General features: G+C 72.9%; 10 protein-coding genes and 1 pseudogene. 4 read left to right on the top strand and 7 right to left on the bottom strand.

Features of this window, described 5'->3' with window-relative positions; translation table 11 throughout:
• Both AXW62_RS35695 and AXW62_RS35690 read left to right on the top strand, forming a co-directional pair.
• A partial coding sequence (locus AXW62_RS35695) for an outer membrane protein assembly factor BamB family protein (protein ID WP_159061029.1) occupies positions 1-550 on the top strand: 550 nt, incomplete at its 5' end.
• Between the two features lie 480 nt (positions 551-1,030).
• Positions 1,031-1,561: a hypothetical protein gene (locus AXW62_RS35690; protein WP_244503378.1), complete on the top strand. Its 531-nt coding sequence runs from the start codon at positions 1,031-1,033 to the stop codon at positions 1,559-1,561.
• Between the two features lie 160 nt (positions 1,562-1,721).
• On the opposite strand, the gene AXW62_RS35685 is transcribed toward AXW62_RS35690, so the two are convergent.
• From AXW62_RS35685 to AXW62_RS35675, 3 genes are read right to left on the bottom strand one after another with little or no spacing between them, the layout of a single operon-like run.
• A complete protein-coding gene (locus AXW62_RS35685; protein WP_030835411.1) occupies positions 1,722-2,489 on the bottom strand; it encodes an enoyl-CoA hydratase/isomerase family protein in 768 nt (255 codons plus the stop codon).
• Positions 2,486-2,971 carry a Zn-ribbon domain-containing OB-fold protein gene (locus tag AXW62_RS35680; RefSeq protein WP_060948073.1) on the bottom strand — a complete coding sequence of 162 codons (486 nt, stop codon included), beginning with the start codon at positions 2,969-2,971 and terminating at the stop codon, positions 2,486-2,488. The genes AXW62_RS35685 and AXW62_RS35680 overlap by 4 nt, the downstream gene beginning before the upstream one ends.
• A gap of 8 nt (positions 2,972-2,979) precedes the next feature.
• The gene (locus AXW62_RS35675) at positions 2,980-4,185 is read right to left on the bottom strand and encodes a lipid-transfer protein (protein WP_060948072.1); all 1,206 of its coding nucleotides are present in this window, start codon (positions 4,183-4,185) and stop codon (positions 2,980-2,982) included.
• Positions 4,186-4,301: 116 nt separating this feature from the next.
• Here AXW62_RS35675 and AXW62_RS35670 point away from each other — a divergent pair, with 116 nt between their 5' ends.
• On the top strand, positions 4,302-5,897 hold the full coding sequence (locus AXW62_RS35670) for a FadD3 family acyl-CoA ligase (protein ID WP_060948071.1): 1,596 nt from the start codon (positions 4,302-4,304) through the stop codon (positions 5,895-5,897).
• A gap of 309 nt (positions 5,898-6,206) precedes the next feature.
• Here AXW62_RS35670 and AXW62_RS44240 read toward each other — a convergent pair whose 3' ends face one another.
• From AXW62_RS44240 to AXW62_RS35655, 4 genes and pseudogenes are all read right to left on the bottom strand, one after another.
• Positions 6,207-6,383: a hypothetical protein gene (locus AXW62_RS44240; protein WP_153880946.1), complete on the bottom strand. Its 177-nt coding sequence runs from the start codon at positions 6,381-6,383 to the stop codon at positions 6,207-6,209.
• A 244-nt stretch (positions 6,384-6,627) separates the two neighbouring features.
• The gene (locus AXW62_RS46400) at positions 6,628-6,921 is read right to left on the bottom strand and encodes a hypothetical protein (RefSeq protein ID WP_030835398.1); all 294 of its coding nucleotides are present in this window, start codon (positions 6,919-6,921) and stop codon (positions 6,628-6,630) included.
• A gap of 357 nt (positions 6,922-7,278) precedes the next feature.
• The gene (gene afsR, locus AXW62_RS35660) at positions 7,279-10,212 is read right to left on the bottom strand and encodes an SARP-family global regulator AfsR (RefSeq protein ID WP_060948070.1); all 2,934 of its coding nucleotides are present in this window, start codon (positions 10,210-10,212) and stop codon (positions 7,279-7,281) included.
• Between the two features lie 153 nt (positions 10,213-10,365).
• Positions 10,366-12,600 (bottom strand): annotated as a pseudogene (locus AXW62_RS35655) (ATP-binding protein); the annotation flags it as partial.
• 220 nt (positions 12,601-12,820) lie between these two features.
• Here AXW62_RS35655 and AXW62_RS35650 point away from each other — a divergent pair.
• Positions 12,821-14,011: amidohydrolase family protein (locus AXW62_RS35650; protein ID WP_060948076.1), on the top strand; the 1,191-nt coding region annotated here is incomplete at its 3' end.

The raw sequence follows: 14,011 nt of genomic DNA, 5'->3' as shown, positions 1-14,011 counted from the left end.
CGACATCGCCCGCGGGGATGTGCGGTGGCGTTTCGAGGCGCCCGCCGTCTTCCTGTGCGCCCCGGCGTACGCGCCGGGGCCCGCGGTGACCGGCGGCGGTATCTACATCGCCGACTACCTGGGCACGGTCTACGCGCTGGACGCGGCCAACGGCCGTGACCGCTGGCGCATCGCGACCGAGCCCCGGCAGTCGATCGAGCCGGTGCTGGTGGCGGACGGCTCGGTCCATCTGGGCAGCGGCAGCGCGCTCTACACGCTCGACGCGGTCACCGGCACGCCCAAGTGGCGGTTCGCGGCGGGCGGCGAGGTCATCGGCTCGCCGGTGGTCGCGGACGGGCGGGTCCACTTCGGCTCGGCCGACCACTGTCTCTACACGGTGGACGCGGCGGGCGGACAGCTGCGCTGGAAGCTGGCGACCGGCGGCGAGATCACCGGCTCCCCGGTGGCCGCCGGGGGTGTGGTGTACGCGTGCAGCAAGGACCGCTGCGTCTACGCGCTGGACGCGGTCAAGGGCACCGGCCAGTCCCGCTCGTCGGGCGGGAGGGCCTGAACCGCTCCCACGGACGCCACGCGCGGGCCTGACCGCCGCCACGGACGCCACGCCGGTGTGCCGGGGCGCCCGGGCCACGGCCCAACGGCACCGTCGGACCGCGCACCGTGCTCTTGAGTCGTGTCCCTGACAATTACTGCTACGGTGGCGGGCGCTCATCGACCTCCTGGGAGCCGGGAGGTCGATGGGTATCTCTGTTGTACGGTCCCCGCGGGGCGGTCGAGGACCGTGCGGGTGCCGCTCGACGATCCTTCCCCCTCGGGAACCGTTGTGACGCGTGAGGTCGTCTCCGTCCTCTGAAAGCCGGATGCGGAAGCCGGAGCCGGACGCGGAAGCCGGAGCCGGAAGCCGGGCCGGGCGCGCCTGAAGGTGACTTTGGGGTACGCAGCCCCGTTGCTAGGGTGGCGCGCACTCGTCAACTGGCCATGGTTGGCTTGAATGTGTCTTTTCAACGGGGGTACTACCATGCAAAGCCGCTCCATGCGTATATGCGCCGTCGCCCTGGTCGGGCTCATCGTGCTGACCGGCTGTGGAAAGAAGAGGGGCGGCAGTCACGGCAGCGGCCTCGGAGGGTTCACCTCCGGAGGGAACGGCGGCGACAGCCCGCTGTCCGGTCCCAGCGATCTGCCCAGTGCCACGCCCAGCGGACTGCCCACCGACCTGCCGTCGTACAGCGCCCCCACGCCGTCGTACACCTACTCCGCGCCGCCCACCTACAACTCGAACGGCACGAACGACATCACCGCCAGCGGCTGCGACTACGACGAGTCGGCCCATTCGTTCGAGTACACCCTCAGCGTCAGGAACCCCGAGACGCAGTCCATGCGCTACGGGATCAGCATCCAGTGGGACAACCAGGACGGCAGCGGCATGCTCGGCTCCGACTACCAGTCCATCACCGTGGCGGCCGGCAGCACGCAGACGGTCAACGCCAGCTCCTACCGCTACCTCACCCAGCAGACGTCCTTCACCTGCAAGGTCACCTCGGCACTCAAGTACCCGAGTTCATAAGGGCAGGCGGGCCGACGGGCAGGCGGGCCGACGGGCCGACGGGGACGCCGACGGCCCGCGCCGCGCAGGCCGCGCAGACAGGGCGGCGGCCCGGGCCGCGCACGGAGGCGGGGCCGCGTGCGGAGGCGGCGGCCCTCACCAGGTGCGGAGGCGGCGGCCATCACCGGGTGCGGAAGCCGGGCGTACGGGCGGCGAAGAGCGCGGCCTGGCGCCCCGGCGGCAGATTGCCCAGCGCGATCAACTCCGGGGCCCGCGCGAGCGCCTGGGCCAGCGCCGCCTCCTTCGCGGCCCACAGCGCCCTTACGGTGCCCTGCACCGCCTCCGTCGGGTACGAGGCGATGACCGAGGCGGCGCGGATGGCGGCCGTAAGGGCTTCACCGGCCGGGGCCACCTCGCTGACCAGGCCCGTCTCGTACGCCCGCCGGGCCGAGAGCCGTTCGGCCGTCCCCATCAGCGCCATCCGCGCGACCTCGCCCATCGGCATCCGCTGCGCCATGTAGACGGCCTCGTAGGCGCTGACCATCCCGTAGCTGGTGTGCGGGTCGAAGAAGGTCGCCGTCTCGTCGGCGACGATGAACTCGGCCTCGCCCAGCAGGTAGAACGCCCCGCCGCACGCCATCCCCGCCACCGCCGCGAGCACCGGCTTCCACAGGTCGTTCGCCTTGGGGCCGACGGTGCGCAGCGGATCGTCCATCGCGTACGGCGACGGCGGCTGCGGCACCTCCACCGAGCGGTCGATACCGGTGCTGAAGGCCCGGCCGCCCGCGCCGGTGAGGACGACGGCCCGGACCGACGCGTCCCGGCGCAGGCGCCTCCATACCGCCGTCAGTTCCGCGGCCGTCGCCAGGTCGATGGCGTTGTGCCGCTCGGGCCGGTCGAGGGTGACGACCGCGACCCCGCCCTCCTCGACCCTGGTGCGCACGGTCATGGCCGCTCCAGTAGCCAGCGCACCACCGTGAGGCCGTTGTCCGTCCGGTGGAAGGCGGCCTTCACGGGTGTGCCGATGCGAATCCGCTCCGGTGCCACCGAGTTCAGCGCGGCGTCGGCGGAGGCGACCAGATTGCCCACCAGCCGGATGCGCGGGGCGTCCGCGAGTTCCACCAGGACCACGTTGTAGGGCGCCTGGGCGGCGTAGGCGGGCAGAAGCGGCGGATGGGGCACAACGTACGACCAGATCCGGCCGCGGCCGCTCATCTTCTTCCACAGGCTGTCGAAGGACTGGCAGTGGGGGCAGCAGGGCCGGGGCGGGAAGCGCGGTTCGCCGCATCCGGCGCAGCTCTGGACGCGCAGTTCGCCGCGCGCCGCGTAGTCGAAGAAGGGCGCCCCGTCCTCGTCCGGCACGGGGGGCAGGACCCCCTCGGCCCGGCCGCTTCCGCCGCTCCCGCCCGTCGTGGTGTCCGGCTGTGTCATGGCGTCGGTCAACTCCTCAGCAGCAGGGCCGATGTGGGAACCCCCTCACCCGCCGTGACCAGGCAGGTCGTGGCGCCGGGGACCTGGGCCGCGCCGGTGCCGCGCAGCTGTCTGACCCCCTCGGTGATGAGGTTGAAGCCATGGACGTACGCCTCGCTGAGACCGCCTCCGCCGGTGTTGATCGGCAGCCGTCCGCCGATCTCCAGGGCGCCCCCCTCGGTGAAGGCGGCGCCCTCGCCGCGGGCGCAGAAGCCGTAGCCCTCCAGGGAGAGCGGGATCAGCGGGGTGAACGCGTCGTAGATCTGCGCGACATCGATGTCCTGGGGTCCGAAGTCGGCGGTTTTCCACAGCCGGCGGGCGGCGGTCCAGGAGGGGCCGGTGAGCGGGTCGTCGTTCCAGTAGTTGACCATCCCGTGGGATTGCGCGGGCAGCCCCTGGGCGGCGGAGTGGACGTACACGGGCCGGTGCCGGCAGTCGCGCGCCCGCTCGGCCGACACCACCACACAGGCCAGCGCGCCGTCGGTCTCCAGGCAGTTGTCGAAGAGGCAGAGCGGTTCGCTGATCCAGCGCGCGGTCATATACATCTCACGGGTCAGCGGGCGGTCGTACATGATCGCGGCCGGGTTCTGATTGGCCCGGTTGCGGCAGGCCAGTGCCACGTTGAAGAAGTGGTCGCGGGTCGCGCCGTACTCATGCATATAGCGCCGGGCCAGCATCCCGATCTCATCGGCCGGGCGCAGCAGCCCGTACGGCCGGGTCCACTGGGCCGGGGTGGGCAGCTGCACCCGGGTGTCGGTCCAGGGGCGCGGCCCGCTGCCGCGTTTGCGCGACCGCCAGGCCACCCCGACGCTCGCCTGTCCGGTGGCGATCGCGGCGGCCAGGTGCGCGACGGTCGCGCAGGAGCCGCCGCCCCCGTAGCCGACCTTGCTGAAGAAGGTCACATCCCCGGCGCCGACGGCCTTGGCGACCTCGACCTCGTCGGTCTCCTCCATGGTGTACGAGGCGAACGCGTCCACCTCGGACGGGGCGATACCGGCGTCGTCGAGCGCGGCCAGGATCGCCCGGCAGGCCAGGGCCTTCTCGGACTCGGGGAGGCGTTTGGCGAACGGGGTCTGCCCGATGCCGGCTATCGCCGTCGCGTCCTTCAAGGCCGCCGTCGTCGCGGTCGCGTCCTGTGCGGCCGCCGTCACCGCCGTCGCTCTTGTCGCCCCCATGGCCGCCTCCGTGGTCGCGTTCACCGGTGCTGACAGCGGGGAAGGCTACCGCTAATCTGACGGTCAGTCAGCTACCGGGGTCGTCCGTCCCGGATTCCGGGGAGGGGAGCGGTCCGATGAGAAACACCATCCCGGCCCTGATCCGGGCGGCGGCCGAGCGGTACGGCCCGGCCGAGGCTGTCGTCGAGGGCCGCGCCCGGATCAGCTACGCGGAACTCGGCGCCCGGATCGAACGCGCCGCGGCCGGGTGCGTCGCCTCGGGGCTCGAACCGGGCGACCGCGCCGCGATCTGGGCGCCCAACACCACCGACTGGATCGTGGCGGCGCTCGGTGCGGTCACCGCGGGCGGGGTGCTGGTCCCGGTCAACACCCGCTTCAAGGGCGCCGAGGCGGCGTACGTCCTGCGCCGCACCCGGGCCACCCACCTGTTCATCACCGGCACCTTCCTGGGCACCTCGTACGTGGCCTCGCTGCGCCGGGCGGCGGGGGAGGGGGCGGGGCGCGGTCCGCTGCCGGGGCTGCCCTATCTGCGGGAGGTCATCGTCCTGGCCGACGACGCCCCGGAGGACTTCCGCACCTGGGGCGACTTCCTGGCGCCGGGCGGCGCCGTGGCCCCGGAGGAGGTCCGGTCCCGGGCGGAGGCGGTGCGCCCCACCGACCCCTCCGACATCACCTTCACCTCGGGCACCACCGGCCACCCCAAGGGCGTGGTGACCACGCACTCCCAGACCGTGCGCGTCTTCGACACCTGGAGCGAGATCACCGGCCTGGCGGCGGACGACCGCTACCTCATCGTGAACCCGTTCTTCCACACCTTCGGCTACAAGGCGGGCGTCATCGCCTGTCTGAGCCGCGGCGCGACGATGGTGCCCCAGCCGGTCTTCAGCGTGGAGACCGCCCTGGCCAACATCGCCGCCGAGCGCATCACCGTCCTCCCCGGCCCGCCCACCCTCCACCAGTCCCTGCTCGACCATCCGTCCCGGGCCGCGCACGACCTGTCCACCCTGCGGCTGGTCGTCACCGGTGCCGCCGTCGTCCCGCTGGAGCTGGTGGAGCGCCTGCGCTCGGAGCTCGGGGTCGCCACCGTCCTGACGGCGTACGGCCTGACGGAGGCGTCCGGCACCGTCACCATGTGCCGCCGCGGCGATCCGTCCGAGGTCATCGCGGGTACGGCGGGCCGCGCCATCCCGCACACCGAGATCAAGATCGCCGAACCCACCGGGCGGGCACTCCCCGCGGGCCGGCCGGGCGAGGTCTGGGTGCGCGGCTACCACGTCACCCCCGGCTACTTCGAGGACCCGATCGCCACCTCCCGCACCATCACCTCCGACGGCTGGTTGCGGACGGGCGACATCGGGGTGCTGGACGAGGACGGCAATCTGCGCATCACCGACCGCATCAAGGACGTGTTCATCGTCGGGGGCTTCAACGCCTACCCCGCCGAGATCGAGCGGCTCATCGCCCGCCACCCCGACGTGGCCGACGTCGCCGTCGTCGGCATCCCGGACGCGCGCCTGGGCGAGGTCGCCAAGGCGTACGCGGTCCGCCGCCCGGACTCGACGCTGACGGCGGACGACCTGATCGCCTGGTCGCGGCGGGAGATGGCGAACTACAAGGTGCCGCGGCAGGTGGAATTCCTCTCCGAACTCCCCCGCAACGCCAGCGGCAAGGTCCTCAAGAGCGAGCTGCGGGCCGGCCGGTCACGTCCGTAAAGCGGTCACTTCCGTAATGCGGTCACCGCCGTAAAGCGGTCGCCGCCGTAAAGGGGTACGTCCGTGACCGGGCCACTCCGGCCGGGCCGGACGCTCGGCGAACTCCCCCCGGACCGAGGCCCGACCGCCTGCCACCAGCCGCCGGTCTCCGCCGTCCGGCGCAGCGCGGCGGGGGAGTCGCCGCCGGTCAGGAAGGGCACGGGGCGCTCGGGCGCGGGCTGGAGGACCGCGCGCTCGTCGACGCCATCAGGGCGAGGGCCGATGCGCGAGCGCGCGAAGGGGCCGGACTTCCGCCCGGCCCCTGACCACTTACCGGGGGGCGACGGGCATGTGCTCGTCCTGCACGCTCAACAGACCCCCTCGTTCCGCCGGTGCTGCCGTGCCGGGCGACGGCATGTGTTCGTCGGCGATGGCCGGAGCCGCGGCGCCGAGGGCCGCGGCGGTTGCGATGGCGAACGCGACGAGGATCTTCTTTGTTCTGGTCATGTGACTCTCCATGAGAAGCAAGATTGCTATCCAGAAGAAAACCTAATAATGAACTGCCCGTTTGTAAGCCATTCTCACCGAAAATGGATTCGACTTGGGGAAATACCCGTCGTGCGGCCCATGCGACAGCAGGGATCGGCGTCGATGGCTCCCCCTCCGTGCCATCGACGGACCGATCCCTGCGAAGTGCCCCCGTGAGCCCGGGTGTTGGCGGTGTTGGTCGCGGCTACCCGCTGACCGCCACCTACGCCGGGTTGTCCTTGGCGGCCAGGGGCCTGGGGGCGGGTGCGTGCTCGTCCTGGGTGGTGAGCTGCGGCGGCGCGGGCGCGTGCTCGTCCTTGGCGGTCAGCGGGCTCGGCGCGGGCGCGTGCTCGTCCTCGGTGGCGAGCCGGGCCGGAGCCGGCGCGTGCTCGTCCTTGGCGGCCAGGGGCCTGGGAGCCGGTGCGTGCTCGTCCTGGGTGGTGAGCTGCGGCGGTACGGGCGCGTGCTCGTCCAGCGGCCGGTAGGCGTCGGACGTGGGCTTCTTGTCCTGGGTCATACGGATCAGCTCCATGGGATAGGGCGGCAGGTTGTGTGGAGACGCCCGCCCGGCGACTCCCCCGTGGGTCGCCGGACGGGCATCTCAGGGCCGCTCACGCAAACGGTGAGACCCGACAACCGACCCGTCTGCCCCCCGCGGGGACGGATCGACTGACTCAAGAGTGACCGTGGGCGATAAACGATTGATGAACGCGGCGGCGTCGCCCGTTACGCAACCGTGGTCCCGTTACGCGGCGGTGTCGCCCGTTACGCGACGGCGGTCCCGTCACGTGGCGTCGCCCGTTACGCGACGGCGGTCCCGCTTACGCGGCCTCGCCCGGTACGCGGTGGTGTCGCCCGGTACGCGGCGGTCCCGTTACGCGGCCGCCGCCGGCGTCAGCAGGCCGCGCACCTCGTCCGCCTCGGTGGCGCCCAGCTGCTCGTGGATGGAGAGGGCCTCGCGCCAGCAGGCTTCGGCGCGGCCGGTCTGGCCGATCTCGATCAGCGCCTTGCCCAGGACGGTCAGCACGATCGCCCGCCGCCATTCGCCGCCGATGCCGCGCAGGGCGAGGGCCTGTTCGGCGTGCGAGGCGGCCTGCGCCGGCCGGTCCACCGTGAGGTGGGCCTCGGCGATGCGCTGGTGCGTCATCCCTTCCCACAGGGGCTGACGGCTCTCGTGGAAGAGGGAGAGGGCGTCCGTCAGCTGCTCGAGCGCCTCGTCCGGGCGGCCCGCCCGGGTCAGGACCAGGCCGAGCGCGTACTTGCCGTTGGCCAGCCGCAGGGTGCGTCCCAGGTCCTCGTAGATCTTCACCCCTTGCCGGGCCAGTTCCACCGCGCTGGCCACGCGGTCCATCTCCAGGTGGACCCGCGACAGGTTGCACAGCGCGCTGGCCTCGCCCGGTGCGTTGCGGTCCTTCCGGAAGGCGGCGATGGCCTGGAGGAGGTGGGTCTCGGCCTCGCCGAGCCGCTGCTGGACCAGCGCGATGATGCCGCGCTGGTTCAGGGCGCGGCAGGCGGGGACCGGGTCGGCGGCGGCCAGTCCGAGCGCCGCGGCCCGGCGGGCCTCGTCGTCGGCCTGGTCGTAACGGCCCGCCAGGCTGCGCACATGGGCGAGGAAGGTGCGGGCGCGGCCCTCCGCGTGGGCGTCGCCCTGCGCCTGCGCCGCCTCCCCGATGGCGCGTGCGGTGATCTCGTACTGGCGGGAATTGGCCCCGGACTCGGCCAGGTCCACCGCCGCCATCAACAGGTCCGTGGCGCGGCGCAGGGTGTCGCGGTGGGCGGCCGATTGCTGGGCGCAGGCGAGCAGGGGGTCGGATTCGGCGAAGAGCCAGTCGAGCGCGGCGTCCCGGTCCGGGAAGGTCAGCCCGGGGTAGCGGGTCGTGTCCAGGTGGTCGACCAGCCGGTCGCCGGGCCGCTCCAGCGCGTAGACCTCGGCCGCCGTCGCCAGGTAGAAGTCCAGGAGGCGCGACATCGCCGCGTCCCGCTCGGAGGGCGGCTGCTCGTCGCGCTCGGCGCAGGCGCGTGCGAAGAGGCGCACGAGGTCGTGGAAGCGGTAGCGGCCGGGCGCGGCGGATTCCAGCAGGCTGGTGTCGACCAGGGATTCGAGGAGGTCCTCGGCCCGGTCGGGGTCGAGGTCCAGGACGGCCGCGGCCGCCGCCAGCGAGATGTCCGGCCCCTCCGCGAGCCCCAGCAGCCGGAAGGCCCGTGCCTGCTGCGGCTCCAGCTGGCCGTACCCCAGTTCGAAGGTGGCCTTGACGGCCAGGTCGCCCACCCGCAGTTCGTCCAGCCGCCGCCGCTCGTCGGCCAGCTTGCGGGCGAGGACGGACACGGTCCAGGTGCGGCGGGCGGCGAGGCGGGAGGCGGCGATGCGGATCGCGAGCGGCAGGAAGCCGCAGGCGGCGACGACGTCCATGGCCGCGTCGCGCTCGCTGACGACACGCTCCTCGCCCACAATCCGCGTAAAGAGGGCGAGTGCCTCTTCCGGGCTCATCACGTCCAGGTCGACCAGGTGGGCGCTCTCCAGGTCGACCATCCGGATCCGGCTGGTGACCAGGGCGGCGCACCCCTCGGTACCGGGCAGCAGCGGACGCACCTGGGCCGCGTCCCGGGCGTTGTCCAGCAGCGTCAGCACGCGGCGGCCGTCCAGCGTGGAGCGGTAGAGGGCGGCGCGTTCCTCGACGCCGTCGGGGATGCTGGAGTCCGGTGTGCCCAGCGCCCGGAGGAAGGACCCAAGGACCGCCTCCGGTTCGGCCGGGGCCGGGCCCGCGCCTTGCAGGTCGACGTAGAGCTGGCCGTCCGGGAAGTGGTGGCGCGCGGTGTGTGCCACGTGGACGGCGAGGGTCGTCTTGCCGACGCCGCCGATCCCCGCGACCGCTGACACGGCCATGACATGCCCTTCGGCAGTGGCCAGGTGGTCGCCCAGCTCCTTCACGAACGCCACTCTGCCGGTGAAGTCCGAGACCGAGGCCGGCAGCTGGGCGGGCCGTACGAAGACCGGCCCGGCCGGGGCCTGCTCCGTGGCGGCGCTGGGCGCGGCGAGTTCGGCATCGGCCTGCAGGATGCGCTGCTGGAGCTCGGAGAGCTCCGCGCAGGGGTCCACGCCCAGTTCCTCGGCGAGCAGCCGGCGGGTGTCGGCGTAGACGGCGAGCGCCTCGGCCTGCCGTCCGCTGCGGTAGAGGGCCAGCATCAGGAGTTCGCGCAGCCGCTCACGCAGCGGGTGGGCGGCGGTCAGGGCCGTCAGCTCGGAGACGGCCTCCGCGTGGTGGCCGAGTTCCAGGTCGAGGTCCAGGCGCGCCTCGACCAGGGACAGGTGCCGCTCGGTGAGCCGTACCCGCTGCGTTTCCGCGTAGGGTCCGGGCACCCCGGCGAGCGGTTCGCCGTCCCACAGGTCCAGTGCCTGGCCGAACAGCTCGCGCGCCCGCGACCGGTCCCCCGAGTGCTGTGCCTTCTCCGCCTCGGCGGCCAGCTGCTCGACCACGTCGATGTCGAGGGCGCCCAGCCCGATGCGGATCGCGTATCCGCCCGACTCGCTGGCCAGCACCTCGGAGTCCGGTCCGAACGCCTTGCGCAGCCGGGAGGCGTACGTGCGCAGCGCGGCGACGGCCGCGTCCGGGGGGTCGTCTCCCCACAGGGCGTCGATCAGCTCCGGCGCCGTCGCGGTGCGTCCGCCCCGCAGCAACAGCGCGGCCAGCAGCGCTCGTTGTTGCGGTGAGCCGGTGCTGAGCTGCTGTTCGCTCCGCCATGCCCGGACCGGTCCGAGCACGGTGAAGCGCATGTGCTGCCGCTGCGCCTGCTCCTTGTCGCGGGCCATGGTCTCCCCCTGCCTGTGCTTCCCAGTCGCACGGGTCAGTTTGCCTTGTCCACGGCCCTTACGTCAGTAGGGGCCAGCTGTCTCCACAAGGCCCACCAGAGTTGTCCGACTTCATATGGCTGGCACCCCGTCAGATGGCGGACCGGGCGGAGGTCAGCGGGCCGCCATGCCCCCGGGAGGCTCCGGGTGGGCGCGGGCGGCCTCCGCGTGGGGCGGCCCGGCGGGCCGGATGGACGGGGCCCCCATCAACGCCCTCACCTCCTCGCGCTCCGGCGACCCCAGCCGCTCGTAGATGGTCAGCGCCTCCTGCCAGCACTTCCTGGCCCGGTCGGTCTGGCCGACCGCGGCCAGCGCCTTGCCCTGGACCGTCAGCAGCGACCCGCGACGCCATTCGCCGCACAGGCCCTGCATGGCCAGCGACCGTTCGGCGTGCCATGCGGCGCGGGCGGGACGGCCCGCGGCCAGATGGGTTTCAGCAAGCCGGAAATGGGCCATTCCCTCCCACAGTTGCTGCCGGGTCTCCCGGAAGATGTCCAGCGCCTGTGTGAGATGGGCGAGGGCCTCCTCCAGCCGGCCGGTGCGGGTCAGTGCTATCCCGAGTGTGTACCGTCCGTTGGCGAGCCGCAGCGAGGCGCCCAGCCTCTGGTAGATCGCGAGCGCCTGCTCGGCCAGCTCCACCCCGGCCTGGGCGCGGCCCTTGTCGATGTGCACCCGGGCGAGGTTGGCCAGGGCGCTGGCCTCACCGGCCTCGTTGGCGTCGGCGCGGAACGCGTTGAGCGCCCGGTGGAAGTACGTCTCGGCCTCTTCCCTGCGGCCCTGGTCGAGCACGATGCTGCCGAGCCGGTTGGGGACGCGGCTGGCCAGCATCGGATCGCCGGCGGTCAGCTCCAGGTCCAGCGCCCGCTCCAGCTCGCGTTCGGCGTGTTCGAACCGGCCGGTGAAGTAGTAGAGGTTCCCGAGGGTGGACCGCGCCCGGGCCTCCGTGCGCACGTCCCCCGCCGTCCGGGCCGATTCGATGATCGCCTCGGCCACCCCTTGGTACTGGCTCGACCTGGCCCCCGACTCGGCGAGGTCCAGGGCGGCGGTCAGCAGGTCCGCCACCCGGCGGCGGCGGCCGTCCGTGACGCACTGCCGGGCGCAGGCGATCAGACAGTCCGCCTCGGTGAACAGCCACTCCAGCGCGGCCCCCGACGAGGCGAAGGCGAGGCCCGGATGGGTCGTGGGCGCGAGGTGCTCGACCGTGCGGTCGCCCGGGCGTTCCGCCGCGTAGACCCGTGCCGCCGTGGCCAGATAGAAGTCCAGCAGCCGGGAGAGCGCGGCGTCCCGCTCCGCCGGGGGGAGGCCGTCCGGTTCCGCGCACGCCCGCGCGTAGAGCCGCAGCAGGTCGTGGAGGCGGTAGCGCCCCGGCACGGTGGACTCCAGGAGCGAGGTGTCGACCAGCGCCTCCAGGAGCGTGCGGGAGGCGTCCTCGTCCAGGCCGAGCAGGGCCGCCGCGGCGGCCAGCGAGATGTCCGGCCCCTCGGCCAGCCCGAGCAGCCGGAACGCCCTCGCCTGCGCCGGCTCCAGCTGGCCGTAGCCGAGTTCGAAGCTGGCCTTGACCGCCAGGTCTCCGGCCCGCAGCTCATCCAGCCTGCGCCGCTCGTCGGCGAGCTTGCGGGCCAGTACGGAGACCGTCCAGGTGCGCCGGGAGGCGAGCCGGGAGGCCGCGATGCGGATCGCCAGCGGCAGGAAGCCGCAGGACGCCAGGACGTCCATCACCTCCTCGCGCTCGACGGCCGCCCGCTCCTCGCCCACGATGAGCGCGAAGAGGGAGAACGCCTCCTCCGGGCTCATCACGTCCAGATCGACCAGATGGGAGCCGGGCAGACCGGCCATGGTGGACCGCCCGGTGATCAGGGCCGCGCAGCCGCGTGCGCCGCCGCCGGGGAGCAGCGGCCGGATCTGTACGGCGTCGCGGGCGTTGTCCAGGAGGACGAGGACCCGGCGGTCCGCGAGGGCCGAGCGGTACAGGACGGTGCGTTCCTCCGCGGCGTCCGGTATGGCGGCGTCCGGGACGCCGAGCGCGCGCAGGAAGGCCGCCAGCACGGCGTCCGGCTCGGCGGGGGAGGAGCCCGCGCCCCCCAGGTCCGCGTAGAGCTGCCCGTCGGGGAAGTGGCGGCGGGCCGCGTGGGCGACGTGTACGGCCAGGGCGGTCTTGCCGATCCCCCCGATCCCGGCCACGGTGAGGACCGGGGGAGCGCCGCCCGGCGCGGCCAGCAGGCCGCTCAGCTCCCGTACGGCGTCCGCACGGCCCGTGAAGTCCGGGGCGGCGGCGGGCAGCTGCGCGGGGCGTACGACGGGGGCGCCGGTCACCGGGCGCTCGCGCAGTGGCGTGGGCTCGGCGAGCTCGGATGCGATGAGCCATTCCCGTTTGCCCAGCCACTTGTCGCCGACCATGGTGCCCCCCGCGCGTACGTTTCCCTGCACCGGCCAGTCTGCCCGGTCAACGGCTTATGCGTCAGTAAAGAGCGCGTCGGTCCGGAAAGCGTGTGTCGGTCCGGCCGGGCGCCGGGTGACGGGCGCCGCCGAGACAGCTGACGGGCCGTCAGATCGGCGCTACCGTGCAGTCATGGAGAGCTTCCCGAAGATAATCTCGGTGGACGACCACACGGTTGAGCCCCCTCACGTCTGGCGGGACCGCCTCCCGTCGAAGTACCGCGACACCGGGCCGCGCATCGTCCGGGCGCCGCTGAAGGAGATGACCTTCGTCGGCGGCCGGTTCGCCCCCAGGATGGGCGCGCCGGGGGACGACGGGCCGCTCGCCGACTGGTGGGTGTACGAGGAGCTGCACCGGCCGCTGACCCGGCTGGACACCGCCGTCGGATACGACCGGGACGAGGTGCGGCTGGAGGCCATCACCTACGAGCAGATGCGGCCCGGCTCGTTCTCGGTGCCGGACCGGCTCGCGGACATGGACGTCAACCACGTGCAGTCGGCGCTCTGCTTCCCCACCTTCCCCCGCTTCTGCGGGCAGACCTTCACCGAGGCCGCCGACCGCGAGCTGGGGCTGCTCGGAGTCCGGGCGTACAACGACTGGATGGTGGAGGAGTGGTGCGGCCCCGAGGCCCGGGGCAGGCTGATCCCGCTGATCATCGTCCCGCTGTGGGACGCCGGGCTGGCCGCCGCCGAGGTGCGGCGGAACGCGGCGCGCGGGGTACGGGCCGTCTGCTTCTCCGAGATCCCGCCGAACCTGGGGCTGCCGTCGATCCACACCGACGACTGGGACCCCTTCTTCGCCGCGTGCGACGAGACCGGCACGGTCATCGCGATGCACATCGGCTCCTCCTCGCGGATGCCCTCGACCTCCGCGGACGCGCCCCCGGCGGTGGGGTCCACGATCACCTTCGCCAACTGCTGCTTCTCCATGGTGGACTGGCTGATGAGCGGGAAGTTCGAGCGCTTCCCGAACCTGAGGGTGATGTACGCGGAAGGCCAGATCGGCTGGATCCCCTACATCCTCGAGCGCGCCGACGTGGTGTGGGAGGAGAACCGGGGCTGGGGCGGAGTGGCCGAGAAGGTGCTGCGCCCGCCGTCCGAGCTGTTCGCGGAGCACGTCCACGGCTGCTTCTTCGACGACGCGTTCGGGCTGCGCAACCTCGACGCCATCGGGGTCGGCAACGTGCTGTACGAGACGGACTATCCGCACTCCGACTCCACCTGGCCCAGGTCGCGGGAGGTCGGCGAGGCGCAGATGGGGCATCTGGCGCCGGACGTCGTGGAGCGGATCGTCCGCGGCAACGCGATCGAGCTGCTGGGGCTC

Origin of the sequence: Streptomyces hygroscopicus subsp. hygroscopicus, assembly GCF_001553455.1 — a bacterium.
In the GTDB taxonomy this organism is placed as follows: domain Bacteria; phylum Actinomycetota; class Actinomycetes; order Streptomycetales; family Streptomycetaceae; genus Streptomyces; species Streptomyces hygroscopicus.
The sequence above is the reverse complement of the archived record's forward strand: the minus strand, read 5'-3'. Positions and strand labels throughout refer to the sequence as shown.

Coding starts and splice junctions, on each gene's coding strand:
- AXW62_RS35690 (WP_244503378.1), top strand. CDS start 1,031: ATGCGTATATGCGCCGTCGCCCTGGTCGGGCTCATCGTGCTGACCGGC.
- AXW62_RS35685 (WP_030835411.1), bottom strand. CDS start 2,489: ATGACCGTGCGCACCAGGGTCGAGGAGGGCGGGGTCGCGGTCGTCACC.
- AXW62_RS35680 (WP_060948073.1), bottom strand. CDS start 2,971: ATGACACAGCCGGACACCACGACGGGCGGGAGCGGCGGAAGCGGCCGG.
- AXW62_RS35675 (WP_060948072.1), bottom strand. CDS start 4,185: ATGGGGGCGACAAGAGCGACGGCGGTGACGGCGGCCGCACAGGACGCG.
- AXW62_RS35670 (WP_060948071.1), top strand. CDS start 4,302: ATGAGAAACACCATCCCGGCCCTGATCCGGGCGGCGGCCGAGCGGTAC.
- AXW62_RS44240 (WP_153880946.1), bottom strand. CDS start 6,383: ATGACCAGAACAAAGAAGATCCTCGTCGCGTTCGCCATCGCAACCGCC.
- AXW62_RS46400 (WP_030835398.1), bottom strand. CDS start 6,921: ATGACCCAGGACAAGAAGCCCACGTCCGACGCCTACCGGCCGCTGGAC.
- afsR (WP_060948070.1), bottom strand. CDS start 10,212: ATGGCCCGCGACAAGGAGCAGGCGCAGCGGCAGCACATGCGCTTCACC.